This window comes from Neobacillus jeddahensis (assembly GCF_000612625.1).
Taxonomy (GTDB): domain Bacteria; phylum Bacillota; class Bacilli; order Bacillales; family Cytobacillaceae; genus Neobacillus; species Neobacillus jeddahensis.
Genome location: NZ_CCAS010000072.1, coordinates 1 through 19,796 on the forward strand (window position 1 = coordinate 1; position 19,796 = coordinate 19,796).

A 19,796-nucleotide genomic window follows, 5' to 3' on the forward strand; every position below is an offset into this window, starting at 1 on the left:
GCGAGCAACATGTACTTACCTGTTGCTCGCTTTCTTGATCTGAACTTTTTCTCCTATTTTCCCCTTTTCTTAAAACCTTCCCGATTTAAAAATAGAATATAAGAGCCATAGGAACATACTTGTGGCTACGACGAAACCAATCTCGATGACAGGAATTTTCGTTAATAACACGGAAGTTTGTCCGTTTAATGAAGCACCAATAATAACTCCAACCATAATAATGCTAAACGAAAGTAACACAATGCTAAACGCGAGTCGATTGCTGATGCGATTTAATTTTTTCACAAACGAATCTAGTTCTGGAGTAGTAATATCTAACTTCATTTTACCTTTCTTCATAATAGTCGTAATCTCTTTTACTGTTTGCGGCAAATCATTGAAAATTTCCCCATATTCATAAAACTGTCCCCACACCTTCCCTGCTACATTTTTTGGATGGAATCGCTCCTTAAGAATCTGTCTGCCAAACGGTTCCGCAATTTTAATAATGCTTAATTCTGGATCAAGGTTCTCAATGACCCCTTCCATAGTAAGAAAGGTTTTTCCTAATATTGTTAAATCCGTTGGCAGCCTAATTCTATGGCGAAACGCGACAGAGAATAATTCTGTAACCATTTTTCCAAGGCTCATTTCACTAAAGGGAAGGTGACTGTATTTCTCCCGAAGTTCATCAACATCTGCTCTTAAACTCTCATAATTCACACTATCTGGAACTAACCCCATGTTAATTAATGTCCTAACAACCTCATCACTATCCTGCTTCATCATTGCAATGACAAATGCGGTGATATAATTCCTCATTTCCGGCGTCAAGCGACCGACAATGCCAAAATCCATAAAAGCGATGACCTCACCAGGTAAGGCTAAAATGTTTCCTGGATGGGGATCTCCGTGAAAGAATCCCTCTATTAATATTTGATGAAAAATAGCATTTACCACCGTTTCTGCAAGGGCCTTACTATTATATCCCTCTTGCTGAAGCTTTTCTGGTTCGTTTAATTTTATACCCTCAATATATTCCATCGTGAGGACTTTCGCCGTAGTGTATTCCCAATAAATTCTTGGAATCAATACTTTCGGGTTGTTTATAAATTGTTTAGAAATTTTATCCGCGTTACGCCCCTCTTTCTCATAATCAAGTTCTAGCCGAATGGACTCGGCTAACTCATCAACAATTTCTCGGAGCTGATATCTTTCTGCCCAATCGATACGAGACTCCGCCAATCTAGCTAAATCTTGCAAAATCTCCAAATCTGTTTCAATCAACTTATCGATATTTGGACGTTGGATTTTTACCGCAACACGCTCGCCTGTTAATAATACCGCGTAATGAACTTGTCCAATAGAGGCTGCTGCTAAAGGAATTTGATTGAATTCAGCAAAAGCATTTTCCATCGGCTCTGTAAATTCTTGTTCAATAATCTGTTTCACCTCTTCAAATGAAAAGAGCGGAACTTGATCTTGAAGCTTTACTAATTCACTGATAATCTCTACGGGGATAACATCTTGTCTTGTACTCGCAATTTGCCCCATTTTGATGAAGGTAGGACCCAGCTCCTCGAGAAATAATCTGATTCTCTCTCCTGTTGTTTTGCTTCGGATGGTCTGATTTCCTTCGGAAAATACCTTTTTGGGTATTGATAATAGCTCTAGTAATCCTAATTCATTCATCACATAACCGAACCCATATCGGGTAAAGGCATACACGATATCCTTGTAGCGCTGAATATGACGAATTCTTTTCTTAAGCATATTCTCCACTCCAATTATTATATTTTAATTGCCAGCGTTTAATAAACAATCTCACTATCTCCCATGATTTTCAAGTGAATAATTAAGTGTTCTTAAAATAGTTGTTTTCCCATTTTCCCCTCCACGTTATCCCCCTAAAAACATGAACCGTAGTTCATGTTTTATTGACAAATTGGTCCATTTTATGCAATAATTGAACTGTAGTTCATTTTTAAAAATATGATTTACTGTTTAAGATTACTAAAATAGTAGATTAATTCAGACTGGAGGTGTATGCCTTACTATGGTAGGGCTATACATTTGGAAATAATGAATATGATCATTGTTGTGATCTTAATTGCACTAACTGGTTTTTTTGTCGCTGTGGAGTTTGCGATTGTGAAGGTAAGAGGTACACGGATTGATCAACTTTTAAAAGAAGAAAAAAGAGGGGCAAAGGCTGCCAAACATGTCATAACGCATTTAGATGAATATTTATCAGCTTGTCAGCTCGGAATTACCGTTACTGCACTTGGCTTAGGGTGGTTGGGTCAACCAACAGTCGCAAAACTGTTGCAACCTGTATTTCAGTTATTGCACTTAAATACATCCATTGTCCAAATCCTTTCCATCGTTATCGCCTTTGTTCTGGTAACATTTATTAACGTAGTTGTCGGCGAACTAACGCCCAAATCCTTTGCCATTCAAAAGGCTGAATCTATTGCACTTCTTTTTGCTAAGCCTATGATTTGGTTTTATAGAATATTTTATCCTTTCATTTGGATACTAAATCATTCATCAAGAATGTTAGTAGGCTTATTTGGATTAAAACCGGCCTCTGAAAACGAGCTGGCCCATTCCGAGGAAGAATTGAGGATTATCCTTTCCGAAAGTTATCAAAGTGGGGAAATTAATGAATCAGAATTGACATATGTGAATAACGTTTTTGATTTTAATAATCGAATCGCCAAAGAAATCATGGTGCCACGGACTGAACTGGTGAGTATTTCTGTTGATGATCGGCCCGAAGATATCCTCTCTCTTATTAAAGAACAAAAGTATACTCGCTATCCAGTCATTAACGGTGATAAAGATAATATTATTGGTATCGTAAATATCAAAGATATATTAACCACAAAGAGACAAAATGATTTGACCGATAATATGTCGATCACCCCTTTTATTAAACCGGTGATCAGTGTTATTGAAACCATTCCTATTCAAAGTTTGCTGCTTAAATTGCAAAAAGAAAGAACCCATATGGCCATCTTGTTAGATGAGTTTGGGGGAACTTCAGGAATGGTAACCGTTGAAGATATTTTGGAGGAAATTGTTGGAGATATCCAAGATGAATTTGATGCTGATGAAATACCTGATGTACGTGAAATTAATGATCAACATTATATTGTTAGTGGTAAGGTTTTAATTGAAACCATTAATGACCTTTTAGGAACAACCTTTTCAAATAAAGATTTAGATACAATTGGCGGTTGGTTTCTGTCCAAAAAATTTGATGCTATGCAAGGTGACAGCATCGAAATAGATAGCTATTGCTTTAGGATAACTGAAATGGAAGAACATCATATTTTATATTTGGATATTCAAAAAATCGCAGAAATAGGTAACACTATGCAGCAAAAATCGGTTTCATAAAAATATCAACCAATATGAATAGGACGTGAGATTTCTCGAAAAGAGAACTCTCACGTCCTTTTTGGTTTTAGGATTCTAATAATAACGAATGTGGATCTTCTAACAATTCCTTTACTGTAGCTAGGAAGCTAACAGCCTCTTTTCCGTCCACAATTCGATGATCGTAAGACAAGGCAATATACATCATTGGCCGGTTTTCCATGCGTTCACGATCAATCGCTACTGGTCTTATTTGGATTTTATGCATACCGAGAATTCCCACTTGCGGGCTATTTAAGATCGGCGTTGACATTAACGAACCGAATACACCGCCGTTGGTAATCGTAAAAGTTCCGCCTTGCAAATCATTTAACGTAAGGGAGTTATCACGCGCTTTTTTCCCCAGATTACTAATCTCTTGTTCGATTTCGGCAAAGTTTTTCTGGTTCGCACCGCGTACAACCGGTACAACTAACCCCTCTGGTGCTGCAACGGCAATTCCGATATCATAAAACTTTTTGATAATTAATTCATCGCCTTGAATTTCGGCATTTAACAGCGGGAATTGCTTTAAAGCTGAGACCACGGCTTTTGTAAAGAATGACATGAATCCAAGACGAATCCCATGTTTTTCGAAAAAGGCCTCTTTCCGCTTAGTGCGTAAATCCATAACGGCCGACATATCGACTTCGTTAAATGTCGTTAACATCGCCGCTGTTTGCTGGACTTCTACAAGGCGTTTAGCAATGGTTTGACGTCGGCGTGACATTTTCACCCGTTCTACTGGTTTATCAAACTCTTCATCCATTTGTTGTACAGCCGACTTGGAGCTGGGCTTTTCCACTTTTGGTTCTTCTTTTACCACAGGTGCTGGTGTATAGGCTTTTACATCATCTGGTCTAATTCTGCCAAGTGGATCACGGCTGCTTACTTTGGTTAGATCGATTCCTAATTCTCTTGCCAATTTTCTTGCCGCTGGTGAAGCGATCGGAGTTACGGCTTTCGGAAGTTCTGGTTCAGGTTGGATACTCTGTTGATTAGCTGTTTCTACTTCTGCTGCTTTTTCCGGTGTTGCCAAAACAGCCGATGGTGCTCCAGCAGTCGTATTCTCTTCGATAATCGCAATGACATCGCCTACTTCAACAATATCTCCAGGCTCTTTTAAAACCTTTGTTACTATGCCAGAGTAATCGGTATTCAATTCTATATTAACCTTGTCAGTCTCCAGCTCAACAACACTATCTCCTTTGGTTACTTTATCACCAATATTAATGAGCCATTGTGCAATGGTTCCTTCTGTAATAGATTCTGCCAGTTCTGGTACTTTGATTTCAATCATGCTTCGTATCCTCCTAGGTATGATGTTAAATCTCAGATTTAGTTAGACAATGCAACTCTAGTATTTATCGAGTAATGATGGAGAGCTAATAACTAACTCTCTTGCTTGTTTCTGTAAAATCTACAAGACTCTTAGAATTCAAAGCCTGTTGGGTGATGCGTTCTTGTTCCTTTTTATGAACGATTGGATCGCCGCCTGCCGTACTTGAACGCTCCTGACGTCCAATGTAACCAACTTTTAGGCGGCCGGAAGCTAGATCAAAAAGAGTTGGAGCGATATAGTGCCAAGCGCCCATATTTTGCGGTTCTTCCTGGACCCATACGATTTCCTTCAAGTTTGGGTAACGCTTTAAAATGGCTTCTATTTTTTCCTTAGGAAATGGATACAATTGTTCGATTCGAACGATGTGTATTTCTTCTAGGCTGCGATTTTCTTTGTTTGCGTCGATTTCTACAGCTAGATCGATAGCCATCTTTCCTGTTGTTAGCACTAAACGCGTTACCTTATCTGCCTCTTTTCCAAGCTCTGGCTGTTCCATAACTGTTTGGAAATGGCCTTCACATAGAGCAGTACCAGGGGAAGCAACTAACGGGTGACGGAGCAGACTCTTTGGCGTCATAATCACCAAGGGTCGAACAAACTCTGTCCCTAAAATAGATGCTTGTCTTCGTAAAATATGAAAGTATTGGGCCGCACTTGTTAGATTGGCAACCGTCCAATTGTTTTCAGCTGCTAACTGTAGAAAACGTTCAGGTCGGGCACTGGAATGCTCTGGACCTTGGCCTTCATACCCGTGAGGTAACAGGAGGATAAGCCCTGATTTTTGCCCCCATTTTGCTCTGGCAGATGACACAAATTGATCATAAAGGGGCTGGGCTGTGTTGGCAAAGTCGCCATATTGCGCTTCCCACATAACAAGTGTTTCAGGAGCAAATACATTATAACCATATTCAAAACCTACAACAGCGGCTTCCGAAAGCGGGCTATTATGAACCGCAAACGATGCTTGGGCTTGCGGAAGATAGTGCAGTGGTGAATAGGTTTCATTTGTCTCCGAGTCGTGCAGCACAATGTGCCGCTGCGCAAATGTACCACGTTCTGAATCTTGGCCAGTAAGACGAATTGGCGTACCTTCTTTTAACATCGATGCAAATGCCAGCACTTCAGCTTGCGCCCATTCTACTTTTCCGTTCTCCTCTAATGCCTTTTCACGGCGTTCCAGGATTCGCTTTAATTTTGGATACACATGAAAACCTTCCGGCCATTTCAACAAATTTTGGTTTAATTCACGAAGGGTATCAAGTGGCACGCTTGTTTCCACCGGTGGAATTCCTTTGGCGATCACCATCGGAACCTTCACATCTGCAGGAGATTCACTCTGCTTCTTCTCCGACACTTTTTCATACTCCGCTTGCAACATTTCTTGCACGCTGCGATTAATTTGCTCCACTTCTTCTTTTGTAAGAATGCCTCTATCTTGCAACTGATTGGCATACAAAGCACTTACAGTTGGATGGTTCACAATTTTTTTGTATACCTGTGGCTGGGTGACTGCTGGATCATCCATTTCATTGTGGCCAAATCGCCGGTATCCAACTAAATCAATCAAAAAGTCCCTTTGGAACCGAGCGCGGTATTGATAGGCAAGACGAATAGCTGCCAGACATGCTTCTGGATCATCCGCATTTACATGAACAATTGGAATCTCAAATCCTTTTGCTAAGTCACTCGAATATCTCGTCGAACGAGAGTCGTGGCTATCTGTCGTAAAGCCAACCATGTTGTTGGCAATAATATGGATGGTTCCTCCTGTTCGATAGCCTTTTAATCCACTTAAATTCAAAGTCTCCGCGACAATTCCTTGACCAGGAAAGGCGGCATCGCCATGAACCAAAATTGCCATCGCTCTTCTAACATCTTGCTCCGGGTAGCCAGCCTTTTGTCGTTCTTCTTGGGCAGCTCTTGCAAAACCTTCGATGACTGGATCGACAAATTCAAGATGACTCGGATTATTGGCTAACGTAACCCGTGCACGAACGTTCCCGGGACCTTCCATGAATCGATTGCGGCCTAAATGGTATTTCACATCACCCGTCCAGCCCTCACTAATGTCGACTAAATCTTCTGACGGACCCTGTTGTCTGGCAGAAGAATGCTGAAATTCAGAGAACATCTTGCTATAGGGTTTTTTTAACACGTGCGCAAGGACACTTAAACGGCCACGATGCGCCATTCCAATCACGACATTACGAGCTCCATTCCCGACACCTTCGTGCACCACTTCATTCAGCATCGGTACAAGTATGTCAACGCCTTCAATGGAAAATCTCTTTTGACCAACAAAGGTTTTATGCAAAAATTGTTCAAATCCTTCAACCTCTGTCAAGGACTGTAACAAGTTCGTTTGTTCTTCTTTAGACAGGGAACGCTGTAAGGCACCCGTCTCCACCATTTGAGTTAACCATGCTCGTTCATCCAGATGCTGCAGATGGTTAAATTCATAGGCTAGTGTCGAGGTATAAATACTCTTTAAATGGTTGATAGTATCCCATGCAGTTTGAATGCCTTCTGGTGCCTGCTCCCAAACAAGTTTTGATGGAATCGCTTTCAAGTCTTGCTGACTTACTCCGTATTTTTCATGATCAAAAAATTCTTGTTTTTGGAGATTCACCTCTATTGGGTTCATGTTTGCCACTAAATGGCCAGTGGAACGAATGTCTTCAAGCAGTTTTACTACTTTCAGTACTTTCTGTATATTAGTCGTATTATTAAGATTGATAGACTCTTTATTAAGGGGTTCTTCGGGATGACTTGACTCAAAAGACAAAGGTGAGCCCCATTTAATAAATAGCTCTTTTAATTTAGGATCTATGGTGTTTTCACCGTTCGTATACCGCTCATATTGTTCGATTACATAACCTAGATTTGGACCATTTAATTTTCCCCATGGATTTTGTTGGTTCTTCTGTACTCCCATTCACAATTCCCCCATTGATGTGTTACTTCATATGTTTGGTTTCGGATTAGTTAGAGATGTTATAATTATTTGCCTTAGGTTAAGCATAATGCAATAATTGAAATAAATAAAATGCTAAAAAATTATATTTACCTATAAAAAATATTTATATCAGATAGATGGGTGGTACAATGGATTACCGTGATTGGGAAATTCTAAAGATACTTTATCAACAAAAAAATCTAACAAAAACAGCTCGTCTCTTATTTCTTACTCAACCTGCATTAACGACTCGATTAAAGCATTTGCAGGAAGAACTAGGGGTTAAAATTGTAACCCGGGAAAGCAGGGGAGTGCATTTTACCCCACAAGGAGAATATCTTGTTCATTGTGCTGAAGAGGCTCTTGCTCATTATGAAAAGATAAAAGAAAATGTCCAAAATATGAGCAATAACGAAAGTGATGAAGTGGTAGGTACGTTGAAATTGGGTGTATCGAATTTTTTCGCGAATTATGAACTTCCCTATGTTTTAAAACTATTTAAAATGCAATATCCACATGTTGAATTCAAAGTCACAACAGGATGGAGCAGAGACGTCACTCAACTTATTCACAATAAGGACGTTCATATCAGCTTTGTGCGCGGAGATTATGGCTGGCGGGGATTATCGAAACATCAATTATTCGAGGAAACCATCTGCATTGCATCAAAAAATGAGTTTGATATTAAGGATCTCCCTCGACTTCCAAGAATCGAATATAGAGGGGATTACTTATTAAAATCAGTCATTGATCACTGGTGGGCTGAAAATTATGCAGAATCCCCCTTTATAAGTATAGAAGTGGATCAAGTAGACCCTTGTAAGGAAATGGTTATAAACGGTTTAGGCTATGGAATTTTGTCTAGCAGGGTACTCAACGGGGTAGAGGACTTATACAAAATCCCTTTAAATGATCAAGAGGGAAATCCAATTTTGCGAAGAACGTGGATGTACTACCATAAGGAATCTCTAGAATGGAATGTTGTTAAGGCATTCGTACATTTTATCGAAAACATAAATTGGAAAGATGATTGATCGTGGCTACGCATTACTAGCATAGGAGAGGATGGCGAATGAGGAAAAAGCCATAAATGACGATCTCGGCTATTTCCTTCATCCACCTTACTGGTCAATCTCAAATTATAAAAAAAAGATTTAAGGTACGATATTTCCAGCAGCTTTATAGATTTGATACCATTCTTCTCTTGTTAACGTAATTTCTGCACCATTACATGCATCTTTCATTCTCTCAATATTTGTGGTTCCAAGTACTACTTGAATATTGGCAGGATGGCGTGTAATCCAAGCAACGGCAATCCCTGTATTGGTTACCCCATATTTTTCTGCAAGGGTATCGATCACTTTGTTTAATTCTGGATAGCGTTCACTATCTCCCAAAAAGACTCCATCAAAAAAGCCATGTTGGAAAGGAGACCAGGCTTGGATAGTGATATCATGAAGACGACAATATTCCAAAATGCTGCTGTCTCGGTTAATCGCTTGGTCATGCTTCATATTTAGCGTAATACCTGAGTCAATCATTGGGGTGTGGGCAATGCTGAACTGAAGCTGATTCACCACTAATTTATGCGGTATGTACTTCTGTAACAATTCAATTTGAGTCGGATTATGGTTTGAGACGCCAAAATACTTTACCTTCCCACTTTTGTGAAGCTCATCAAACGCCTCTGCTACCTCTTCAGGTTCCATTAATGTATCCGGACGATGAAGCAGTAAAATATCAAGATAATCTGTTTTTAAGCGATTTAGAATACGATCGACTGATGTAACGATATGCTCCCTTGAAAAATCAAAATATCCTTCTGGAGATCGAATACCACACTTACTTTGCAAAACCATTTTTTCACGGACAGCTGGAGTCATTTGAATCGCTTCTGAAAAAAGTTCTTCGCATTTTCCTTTGCCATAAATATCAGCGTGGTCAAAAAAATTAATCCCCATGTCCATAGCTGCTCGTATTAGCTTTTCGGCCTCTGAAACAGTAAGCTGTGTTAACCGCATATTCCCCATAATCATATTGGAAACTTGTAAATCAGTGTTAGCGATATTGACGTATTTCATCTTGTCCACTCCCTTTTCCTTACTACATTCCATTATACCGATTCTGGAAAAGATGCCAAAGCTTTTTAGCTGCCCGTTTTATGACCATTTTTATCTTATAGGTTTCCTATAAGATACTGGCTGAGTACCCCCACTTGTCTTCTTTAGCTCCATTTAAAAGGAACTTGAAAATATGAAATCATAAAAATAGTGATAAGAATGGATAAAAGATAGGCGAGGATAGGCTTAAAATGATGCAGCGCTATTACCGAGAACATGACAATATCAAACAAAAAAGAATACAAAAATCCCCAGCCGTTCTGGTAGGAGATTCTTTCGAATTTTAATAACAGCCACTCTACGGATATATATATCACAGACCAAATCAAAATATAAATAAACCGTCTGAGCCATTCCTTAGGGAAATGTGTCAGAAAGATCAGGATACTAATTGGCATGGTACATAGCGCATACACGATCACCGCCATATCATGACCATATAGAAGGTCAGGATGAAACTTCCACAAGGAATTCTCCTTTACAATATATTCATAAAGCAGTCCACCCACAGAAATAAATAACATACTCGCATGGAATTCTCTCCAGTTTCTCCAATTCCCCCATTTTAAAGAAGCTATGATGGTTAGAACTGCAATAGCCACATGCAAACCACACACTCCCCTTCAAGTACTTTACAAAGTGTTTTCTTTTTTCATCCCTTATCGATTATTTTTATTGTATCCATTTCTTGACCTAAACTGTTGTGGAGCGCGTACTGGGTACCGTAATGGAAAACTAAACATATGAACCAGTTTAGTAAAAGGAATGGCAGCAAATAAAATAAATGAACAAATGACATGAACCTTAAAAAGTCTAGGTACGCCCAACATTAATTCTGATTTGGGTTGAAAAGTAAACAAACTTCTAAACCATGGAGCGATTGATAAACGATATTCATATTCTCCCACGGTTGTATTGTAAATGAGGGTCATATAGGTTCCTAAACCGGCCACTAAAAGTAGCCAAATTATCGTAAAATAGGCACCACCTGTTGTATGGACGCGTACGCGAGGAAATAAAAATTTCCGAATCAACATCAAAATTAGTCCTATCACCACCATTAACCCCGCCACGCCTCCTCCGGCAATCGCAAAGAAATGGTATACCTCATCTTCTACTCCCAGTGCGTTATAAACCTCAATAGGAATTAATACTCCCATGACGTGTCCAACAAATGCAAAGATTATCCCATAATGAAAGACAACCGAGGCCACTCGCAGCCATTTTTTTTCAAAAATTTCCGTTGAAGGAGCTGTCCAACTTTTTCCTCGATAAACAAAGCGATAAAAGGTTGCTACGATCAGGATTGTTCCGCATATATAAGGAAAAATCGTCCACCAAAATAAAACCTCCATCACTGGCCCTCCTTTAGCGATACATTAATGGATATGGCAGCTCATCTAAGTCTGCTTGTTCCCGAAGTATTTCTAATGCAGTCATTTCTTCCATATTTGGAGTCTCAAATACAAACATCATTAATATTTCTATCGCCTTTTTGTACGGATTTTCATCGAGGAGCTGGTTAAGAATCCGATGAATGGCGAAAGCTAGCCTCTGGGAGAGCTTGTCGTAATTTTCATCTTCCTGTACAACCGCCAGAAATTCTAACAACATCGGGATGTAGTCCGCCAAATCATTCCCTATTGTTTCAAAACCTGCTTCAGAAATAAGTTTTTGCAATTGAATCAGAGCAAAACCCCGTTTCTTACTATCTCCTAACTCATGCGCCGTTAAGTACAGGTTGGCTTGATCCTTGTAATCAAAGGTATTCACGTATAATTCTTGCAAATCCTTTAACGGCTGCTGGTAAAGGGGATGGATTCTCGCTAAAACAGCCTGTTTGATGTCTTCTGAACAAATATTTTCCTGAATAAAAGAAGACATCATGTCTCTTTCTTCATAGAAGGATTCATCTGGATAATCCAAATATCGGGACATGATCGCTAGAATTGCCTTTTTTTCCTTCGTCATGCATGCTCACTTCTTTCAAATGGGTAGGTAGTCATTCCTTCAGGTGGCGCTAAATCTTCGATGCTGCAAGTCCCTTGTTTGTAATATAAATCATCATTCATTTCACGACGACCGGTTGGAATCACAAACCGTTCATTGTATTTGGCCACCGCAAGCAGCCGAGCCATTTCTTCTAGTTCTTCACCAGTGGTACTTGCTTCATCCATTAATTTGGTCATTTTTTGGGCATCCACACCGCCGACAGTTTTTGAGCGCATATATACTCTCATCGCGGCCATTTTTAATAAAACCTTCCTGATGACAGTAGTATCATCTGCGGTTAATAGTGAAGCTAGATATTCCATCGGAATTCTCATTTGATCGACAGCAGGAATATAGCCTTCCGCGCTTAATTCTTGTTCATTTGTGATGTGATTCATAATCGGACTGAGTGGTGGTACATACCATACCATCGGCAAGGTCCGGTACTCGGGATGCAGCGGCAGCGCAATTTTCCACTTGATCGCCATTTTATAGACTGGGGATTCTTGGGCGCTTTGGATCCAGCTACTATTGATCCCTTGTTCCTGAGCTTTTTCAATGATCTCTGGATCGAATGGATCTAGAAAAACAGAAAGCTGTGATTCATACAAATCTTTCGGGTCTTCCACCGATGCAGCTGCTTTGACTTTATCGGCATCATATAAAACAACCCCGATATAGCGAATCCTGCCGACACAAGTTTCGGAACAAATCGTTGGCAAGCCCGCTTCCGTACGCGGATAACAGAAATTACATTTTTCCGCTTTATGGGTATTCCAATTATAGTAGACCTTATGATAAGGACAACCGTTTGTACAAAAGCGCCAGCCGCGGCAGGCATCTTGGTCGACAAGGACAATTCCATCTTCGTCTCGCTTATATAAAGCACCTGATGGGCAAGATGCGACACAGGATGGATTCAAACAATGCTCACAGATTCTCGGCAAATACATCATAAACGTTTTTTCGTATTCAGTTTTGACATGCTCTTGAAGCTTGCGAACATTCGGGTCATTCGGAACCGATTCACTTCCACCGGCTAAATCGTCATCCCAATTGGGTCCCCATTCAGGTTTGTCGATAAAGTTCCCTGTAATCATGGAGCGTGGACGCGCTACAGGAATGCTTTCCCCTTTGTCTCGTTTATGCAAATGCTGAAAATCATACGTCCACGGTTCATAAAATTCATTCAAGTCCGCCATGTTGGGATTGTAAAAAATATTCGCCAACTTCGAGAGAGGTCCGCCGGCTCGTAAATGCAATTTCCCATTTCGGAGAACCCAACCTCCTTTATAGCGGTCGGTATTCTCCCATTCTCTTGGATAACCTACACCAGGTCTGGTTTCAACATTGTTGAACCATACATATTCCGTTCCCGGACGGTTCGTCCAAACATTTTTACAGGTGACAGAGCAAGTGTGGCAGCCAATACACTTATCTAGGTGCATGACCATCGCCACTTGTGCTTTAATCCTCAAGCCAATCGACCTCCTTTAACGGCCGGATAATCGTCATCGTGTCCCTCTGACTTCCTGTTGGTCCATAATAATTAAATCCATAGCTTAGTTGCGAATACCCGCCAATCATATGAGTTGCTTTTGGATAGATCCTGGTGACACTATTATGCGTTCCACCACGAACTTTGTTGATTGTATTTCCTGGTACACCCATGTGACGGTCTTGGGCATGGTACATATAAACGGCCCCTCTTGGCATCCGGTAGGTTAAAACAGCTCTTGCGACGACAACTCCGTTTCGGTTATACATTTCAATCCAATCATTGTCCTTAATGCCGATGGAAGCCGCATCTTCTTCATTCATCCAGACCACTTGCCAGCCGCGGAACAACTGCGCCATATTATTGGTATCGGTAAACATCGTATGAATTCCCCACTTTTGGTGAGGCGTCATATACCTAAGCGTAATGGATTTTCCGTTGTTTTCGACTTCTTTTTCACCTTTGACAAACGCCCCTCTTGTAATCGGAGGGATGTATAATGGAAGACCTTCACCAAAATCAAGCATGACTTCATGATCGAGATAAAAGCTTTGTCTTCCCGTTAACGTATGCCAGGGAATATTAAATTCCTTATTCACCGTAAATGGAGAGTAACGGCGATTATCATTCTCCATTCCACTCCAAACGGGAGTAGAGATTGCTGGTCTTGGTTGGATGGTTAAAGCATCTAATGTATAATCCTCTTCTTCGCGCCCTTCAGAGACATGCGAGAGCTTTTTACCCGTTTTCTCTTCCATCGACTTCCAGCCTTCAACCGCTCTTTTTCCATTGGTGGCTCCCGACATTAACAGAATTGCGTTAATGGCTTTTTTATCAGAGTAAAGGTCAGGATACCCTTTTCCAATGCCAACGTGTTTAGACGGTCCTAGCCGATCGAGTAATTCTTTATACACTTTGTCGCCAGGGATTTTCACCCCTTTTGTTCCATAGCCATTCTTGATATTCGGTCCAACCGTAATCCACATATCGTAGACATTTGGGTAATCTCGTTTGACGAAATTGAAGTTTGGCAGTGTTTTCCCGGGAATTGCCTCCACTTCACCTTTAAGCCAGTCTTTCACTTTTCCAAATGGCTGCGCAATTTCATTAATCGTGTCATGCGCCAATGGCGATAACACAAGGTCCTCTTGTGCAGGAAGATATTTTTTCGCCAGTTCCGAAAAACTTTTCGCAATTTCCCTGAAAGCATCCCAGTCACTTCTCGTCTCCCACGGAGGAGAGATTGCTGCATTGAATGGATGAACAAATGGATGTAAATCAGTACTGCTGATATCGTGTTTTTCATACCAGGTCGCTGCTGGCAAAATAATATCGGAGAAAAGGCCTGAACTAGTCATCCTGAAATCCATGCTGACAAACAGATCTGTTTTTCCTTCCGGCGGCTTTTCTGAAAGATTGACATGCTCAGGCTGCCAAGAATTCTCGGGATCTCCTAACACAGAATCCTGTGACCCTATTAAATGTTTGACAAAATACTCATGTCCTTTGCCGCTATCCCCTAAAAGATTCGAGCGCCAATTGAAAAAGACGCGTGGGAAGTTGCGAGGATCATTCGGATTTTCAATCGCAAAATCCAGCCTCCCTTCGACCAGTTGTTTGCTAATATCTTTGATTACCGCTTGGTCATCTTTATTCCGTACTCTTGCCTCTTGCACCACATCTAAGGAATTTTGCGACAGCTGTGGGAAACTTGGCAGCCATCCTAATCGGGCCGAGAGAGCATTAAAGTCTGCCGGGTGCATATTAGAATATTGACTGCCCCATTCGGTTTCTTCTTCTCTTTTTTCATATTCATAACGGAATTGCTCCGTTGCAAAATAGAAAAACGAAGTACCATTCATCAATCTTGGCGACTTCACCCAATCATTGGCAAAGGCAATTTGTTGAAACCCTTCAAGCGGTCGGACTTTTTCCTGACCGACATAATGGGCCCAGCCTCCGCCATTGACTCCTTGTGAACCCGTTAATAAAACTAGATTTAAAATAGAGCGGTAAATTTGATCACTATGGTACCAATGGTTCGTTCCACCCCCCATTGCAATCATCGATTTTCCTTTTGTAAGGGCCGCATTTTCGGCAAATTCCCTTGCCACTTGAATCACATGAGCTCTGTTCACTCCCGTGATACTTTCCTGCCACGCCGGTGTATAGGGGCTATTTTCATCATGATAATCGGTTGGATAATCACCTTTTAAACCTCTGCTAATTCCGGTATGTGCGAGCATTAAATCATAGACAGTGGTAATAATTAATTCCTGACCTGATTTATCTTTTATTTTTTTTACTGGAACTTCCCGTTTGATTATTCCGCCATCTTTTTCTCCGAAATATGGAAAATCAACCTCGACTGTGTCGTCCGAATCATCTAAAAAACTCATTTTTGGATTGATTTGATATAAATCAAGATTCCACTCTTTTCCATTATCCCAACGGAATCCTTCACTGCCATTTGGAATCGCAAAATCATCGGAAGTTTCATCCCAAACAACGGTTTTCCATTCGCCCAGTTCCGTTTGTTCGGAAAGGTCAGAGGCACGGAGGAACCGATCCGAACGAAAGTTAGCATCTTTTTTACTCAGTGTGATTAAAAAAGGCAAGTCTGTATATTGTTTGGCATACTCGAGGAAATAAGGTGTTTCTTTATCGACATAAAATTCTTTTAAAATCACATGGGTCATGGCCATTGCCAGCGCTCCGTCTGTTCCTGCTTTAGCGGGCAGCCACATATCGGCAAACTTTTCATACTCAGCGTAATCCGGGCTTACACCAACGACTTTGGTTCCGTTATATCTTGCCTCGACCATAAAATGGGCATCGGGGGTTCTGGTCTGCGGAATGTTCGTTCCCCATATAATAAAGTATTTCGTGTTGTACCAATCACCACTTTCAGGGACATCCGTTTGGTCGCCCCAAACTTGAGGAGAGGCAGGCGGCAGGTCCGCATACCAATCGTAAAAGCTTAAAATCGTTCCGCCGATTAAAGACAAAAACCTGGTTCCACCAGAGTAACTCACCATTGACATAGCGGGTATAGGGCTAAATCCGACAACTCGGTCAGGACCATATTTTTTAATCGTATAAATGCTTGCCGCTGCAATCATTTCACAAATATCTTTCCAGGTACCTCGGACAAAGCCGCCTTTTCCTCTTGCTTTCACATAACGTTCACGTTTTTCTGGGGTGGTCACGATATTCTCCCATGCTTGGACAGGATTATCTACTTTGGCAAGTTCCTCTTTCCATAACGCATAAAGATCGCCGCGAACATAGGGATATTTCACACGGGTTGGGCTGTAAGTATACCAGGAAAAACTGGCCCCACGTGGACATCCTCTTGGCTCATATTCTGGAAAGTCATCCCCCGTAGAAGGATAATCGGTTTGCTGCGTTTCCCACGTGATAATGCCATCTTTCACATGAATTTTCCAACTACAAGAGCCCGTGCAATTCACTCCATGTGTAGAACGGACTACTTTATCATGTCCCCATCGGTTTCGATAGCTCGATTCCCAGTCACGCGGGCGCGGACTTTCTTCTGTCCAGCCATCATTAATGCGCTCTCCACGGACGAGATGTTTAAGGGAATGCAGCAAGTTATTTTTATTCTGTTCCATTCAATTCAACTCTTCCTTCCATTAGATCCCTTAAGGGGTTAAAATTTTCTCCCAATAAGCGATACGAAGTTTCCCCTGAATGAAATTCTTCTAGAAAAACGTTCCAATTGGCGGCATTGGCTGCTGATAAGATTAGGCGTTGTAATGAATTCATATCCTCAATGGAATATATATCCTCGATCATTTCACCAGGAATCGATCCAAACCTCATCTGAAGTATTGCGATTAAATCTTCTCTATCATTGACAAGTAGTGCATCTGATTCAAATGAGAACAAACACTATCAGCTCCTTTATGGCTTCATCATTTTATAGTAATCTGCGATGAGGAAGGATTTACATGTTTCTGCAGCTTGCTGAAAAAAACAAGTCACTTCTTCATCTAGATTTTTCACCTGTTCAGCACTGAAATGTTTTATTGATGATTGCGAAAAATCAGCCGCGTACCTTAATGAAATATCATAGCCATCTTCATTTTTAACAGCCGTTGCTTGAACATCATAGGGATGAATATGATAGACTGCAAAGATCTCTACCATTCGGTTGTATAGCGCTGGTACTACATAACGTAATAGTCTTTCTTCAAGCAATATCTTCACCTTTTTCCATTATTTCCAAAGTATAGTCTTCGTTAAATGACAGCAGTTTATTCATTTCATCTTCATTATGGATGGAATCGACAATAATTAAGGAATCGAGTAAGGAGATCATTCTTTCATCAATATGATCGTTTATCAGCAGGTTCTTCATTTGTTCCACTATTCTGCGCATTAGATCGTGGTCACGAATGAGTTGGAGGACAATGGGATGTAATTGCGGATGCTCTTGCACCATTTCCTGATATAATCCTTCTTCTTCAGAACTGGCATGTTGTAAGGTTCTTGATTCCCAATGCTCAATCGTTACCTCTGCTACCTTTAGTGCTTTCTCTCTTTGACCTTCTGTTAGGCATTTGTGTAAAATAAACCGTAATTCTTTCGCCTCATTTAATGCGGAATCATGAATGGCTGTATGGGCATCCTGCTTTCGTAAACTAGGTCCTGACAATGAGTTTCATCCTTTCATTTCTGTTTTTATTATTAGTAAGTTTTTCCAACCACGTCCCCACTATACCCTCAGAAATAGAAAAAAGAGCTGAAGTTTTACCCCTCAGCTCTTTCGCTCACTTATATCACTAAATAAACCAATATAATATTTTACTTCCCCTGTGTCATTTTTTACTTCACTTATCGTTAGCCATTCTAAGTAGGTTTCGCCATTTTTTCGTTTATTCCAAATTTCCCCTTGCCAATAACCTTGGGCGCGGATGGAATCCCACATTTTTTGATAAAAATTTGAATCATGTTTTCCGGATTGTAAAAGACTCGGGTTCTTTCCTACTGCTTCTTCTGCCTGGTAGCCTGTAACCTTAGTGAAAGCATGATTTACTTTCTCAATGACTCCATGCGTATTCGTTACCATCATACTTTGACCAACGTTCTCTAAAATCTTGGTTTCCATGTTTAATTTTTCAAGATAATACATCCACACGACAATAACAAAGCTTGCAAGTGAAAACATCGCAAGTGACATAAAACCGATGGCATATTGTCCTGTGATTCCAAATACCAGTGAGAGAACTAACGGAGGAAAAAATCCTCCTAATCCGCCGATTGCTGATACAATACCATTTGCAATACCTGCCTGTTTCGAAAAATAGTATGGTACAAGCTTAAAGATCGTACCATTTCCAATCCCTGCACAAATGGCAACAGCTAAGCACCCAATGGTATAAAGGGCAATCGTTGGGGAAAAAGAAAGTAGAATTCCTGACACCGTTAATCCTGCAAAGACAATGAATAAAATTCCAAAGGGATTATATTTATCCCCTAACCAGCCGCCTATTGGGCGCAGAATGGTTGCAAGTGTAATAAAACCAGCCGTTCGCAGCCCCGCATCAACCGCTGTTAATTTAAAATTGGTTACTAAGAAATTAGGAAGGTACACCGTAAAAGCAACAAATGAACCAAATGTAATAAAATAGAACAGGCTTAAAAACCAAAGCTTTTCATTTTTATAGACACTTTTGATTTGCCCTGTAAGGGGATTATGAACCTTTTGTTCTTTCCGATCACCAAACAAAAAGTTTAATATCGCAAACAAAATAATAGGTATTAAGAACAATCGGATCGTATTTTGCCACCCCATTGCATTCGCCAGTACCGGCGCGCTAAAGGAAGTAACGGCTGTTCCAATATTACCCGCACCATAAATACCATTAACAAACCCATGTCGTTCCTTTGGATAATATTTTGGCAATGACGTAACACCGATGGAAAAGACCGCCCCACCCATTCCCAGCACCAAACCACCAATGATTAAATCCAAAAAGGAATCTGCCATACTTAAATAAACGACTGGAAAAATTAAAATGAGAAAGCTAATAAAAAACATGCTTCTCGCACCAAAACGGTTCGTCCAGTACCCCAAAAAGATTCGTAAAATAGACCCTAAAATAACAGGAATAGCTGTCACCAAAGCCACCTGATTAGCAGAAAGTGGTATATCTATTTTAATTTTTGCCATTATGGATGAAATTATAACCCAGCACATAAACCCAACTACAAGGCTTAATGTTTGAAGAGTTAATTGCCATTTCTGAGCATGCATTTGCACTTTCCTCTCCTTTTATAGTAAAAATAAATTCAAATTTATTCATACTAAAAACTTATTCTGCCATATGTCAAACATCTCTTAATAAGTATGTTTTCCTGGTGAATTATTTATTATTACTTTTTAGGATTAACATGGAATGATATAGATTTTCGAACTAAGAGGATTGGAATCAAACGAAGGTTACCTATGAAACAGGT

The 19,796-nt window shown here is 40.4% G+C and carries 15 protein-coding genes; 2 read left to right on the top strand and 13 right to left on the bottom strand.

Translation table 11 applies throughout. From position 1 onward, the window contains the following. Nucleotides 1–69 precede the first annotated feature (69 nt). Nucleotides 70–1,752: an ABC1 kinase family protein gene (locus TY15_RS20375; protein WP_040204612.1), complete on the bottom strand. Its 1,683-nt coding sequence runs from the start codon at nt 1,750–1,752 to the stop codon at nt 70–72. A gap of 273 nt (nt 1,753–2,025) precedes the next feature. Here TY15_RS20375 and TY15_RS20380 point away from each other — a divergent pair, with 273 nt between their 5' ends. Next, entirely contained in the window at nt 2,026–3,384 is a 1,359-nt protein-coding gene (locus tag TY15_RS20380; RefSeq protein WP_040204611.1) for a hemolysin family protein, read from the top strand. A 67-nt stretch (nt 3,385–3,451) separates the two neighbouring features. Here TY15_RS20380 and odhB read toward each other — a convergent pair whose 3' ends face one another. After that, a complete protein-coding gene (gene odhB / locus TY15_RS20385; protein WP_040204610.1) occupies nt 3,452–4,702 on the bottom strand; it encodes a 2-oxoglutarate dehydrogenase complex dihydrolipoyllysine-residue succinyltransferase in 1,251 nt (416 codons plus the stop codon). 85 nt (nt 4,703–4,787) lie between these two features. Next, nucleotides 4,788–7,679: a 2-oxoglutarate dehydrogenase E1 component gene (locus tag TY15_RS20390; protein WP_040204608.1), complete on the bottom strand. Its 2,892-nt coding sequence runs from the start codon at nt 7,677–7,679 to the stop codon at nt 4,788–4,790. Nucleotides 7,680–7,849: 170 nt separating this feature from the next. Here TY15_RS20390 and TY15_RS20395 point away from each other — a divergent pair, with 170 nt between their 5' ends. Continuing rightward, nucleotides 7,850–8,734 (top strand): LysR family transcriptional regulator, encoded by an 885-nt coding sequence (locus tag TY15_RS20395; RefSeq protein WP_040204607.1) that lies wholly within the window; start codon nt 7,850–7,852, stop codon nt 8,732–8,734. Between the two features lie 120 nt (nt 8,735–8,854). Here the strand turns inward: TY15_RS20395 and TY15_RS20400 are convergent, their stop codons facing one another. From TY15_RS20400 to TY15_RS20445, 10 genes are all read right to left on the bottom strand, one after another. Further along, entirely contained in the window at nt 8,855–9,781 is a 927-nt protein-coding gene (locus tag TY15_RS20400) for an aldo/keto reductase (protein ID WP_040204606.1), read from the bottom strand. A 143-nt stretch (nt 9,782–9,924) separates the two neighbouring features. Beyond that, the gene (locus TY15_RS20405; protein WP_244440971.1) at nt 9,925–10,422 is read right to left on the bottom strand and encodes a CBO0543 family protein; all 498 of its coding nucleotides are present in this window, start codon (nt 10,420–10,422) and stop codon (nt 9,925–9,927) included. Between the two features lie 57 nt (nt 10,423–10,479). Next, nucleotides 10,480–11,175 (bottom strand): respiratory nitrate reductase subunit gamma, encoded by a 696-nt coding sequence (narI, locus tag TY15_RS20410; protein WP_040204604.1) that lies wholly within the window; start codon nt 11,173–11,175, stop codon nt 10,480–10,482. Nucleotides 11,176–11,188: 13 nt separating this feature from the next. Continuing rightward, nucleotides 11,189–11,791, bottom strand: a complete 603-nt coding sequence (narJ, locus tag TY15_RS20415; RefSeq protein WP_040204603.1) for a nitrate reductase molybdenum cofactor assembly chaperone — start codon at nt 11,789–11,791, stop codon at nt 11,189–11,191. After that, entirely contained in the window at nt 11,788–13,290 is a 1,503-nt protein-coding gene (narH, locus tag TY15_RS20420) for a nitrate reductase subunit beta (RefSeq protein ID WP_040204602.1), read from the bottom strand. The genes narJ and narH overlap by 4 nt, the downstream gene beginning before the upstream one ends. Next, a complete protein-coding gene (locus tag TY15_RS20425) occupies nt 13,280–16,945 on the bottom strand; it encodes a nitrate reductase subunit alpha (protein WP_040204601.1) in 3,666 nt (1,221 codons plus the stop codon). The genes narH and TY15_RS20425 overlap by 11 nt, the downstream gene beginning before the upstream one ends. Then, nucleotides 16,932–17,222 carry a hypothetical protein gene (locus tag TY15_RS20430; RefSeq protein ID WP_040204600.1) on the bottom strand — a complete coding sequence of 97 codons (291 nt, stop codon included), beginning with the start codon at nt 17,220–17,222 and terminating at the stop codon, nt 16,932–16,934. The genes TY15_RS20425 and TY15_RS20430 overlap by 14 nt, the downstream gene beginning before the upstream one ends. A gap of 15 nt (nt 17,223–17,237) precedes the next feature. Further along, nucleotides 17,238–17,534, bottom strand: a complete 297-nt coding sequence (locus tag TY15_RS20435; RefSeq protein WP_392391448.1) for a hypothetical protein — start codon at nt 17,532–17,534, stop codon at nt 17,238–17,240. After that, a complete protein-coding gene (locus tag TY15_RS20440) occupies nt 17,527–17,991 on the bottom strand; it encodes a hemerythrin domain-containing protein (RefSeq protein ID WP_042375394.1) in 465 nt (154 codons plus the stop codon). Before TY15_RS20440 ends, TY15_RS20435 begins: the two co-directional genes overlap by 8 nt. A 102-nt stretch (nt 17,992–18,093) precedes the next feature. Further along, complete coding sequence (locus TY15_RS20445; protein ID WP_040204598.1) at nt 18,094–19,593, bottom strand: nitrate/nitrite transporter; 1,500 nt, start codon at nt 19,591–19,593, stop codon at nt 18,094–18,096. Between the last annotated feature and the right edge of the window lie 203 nt (nt 19,594–19,796).

Bases quoted from the DNA above. Each gene is read 5' to 3' on its own strand.
- TY15_RS20380 (WP_040204611.1), top strand. From the start codon at position 2,026: ATGCCTTACTATGGTAGGGCTATACATTTGGAAATAATGAATATGATC.
- TY15_RS20425 (WP_040204601.1), bottom strand. From the start codon at position 16,945: ATGGAACAGAATAAAAATAACTTGCTGCATTCCCTTAAACATCTCGTC.
- TY15_RS20395 (WP_040204607.1), top strand. From the start codon at position 7,850: ATGGATTACCGTGATTGGGAAATTCTAAAGATACTTTATCAACAAAAA.
- TY15_RS20390 (WP_040204608.1), bottom strand. From the start codon at position 7,679: ATGGGAGTACAGAAGAACCAACAAAATCCATGGGGAAAATTAAATGGT.
- narI (WP_040204604.1), bottom strand. From the start codon at position 11,175: ATGGAGGTTTTATTTTGGTGGACGATTTTTCCTTATATATGCGGAACA.
- TY15_RS20375 (WP_040204612.1), bottom strand. From the start codon at position 1,752: ATGCTTAAGAAAAGAATTCGTCATATTCAGCGCTACAAGGATATCGTG.
- odhB (WP_040204610.1), bottom strand. From the start codon at position 4,702: ATGATTGAAATCAAAGTACCAGAACTGGCAGAATCTATTACAGAAGGA.
- narJ (WP_040204603.1), bottom strand. From the start codon at position 11,791: ATGACGAAGGAAAAAAAGGCAATTCTAGCGATCATGTCCCGATATTTG.
- TY15_RS20400 (WP_040204606.1), bottom strand. From the start codon at position 9,781: ATGAAATACGTCAATATCGCTAACACTGATTTACAAGTTTCCAATATG.
- TY15_RS20445 (WP_040204598.1), bottom strand. From the start codon at position 19,593: ATGCATGCTCAGAAATGGCAATTAACTCTTCAAACATTAAGCCTTGTA.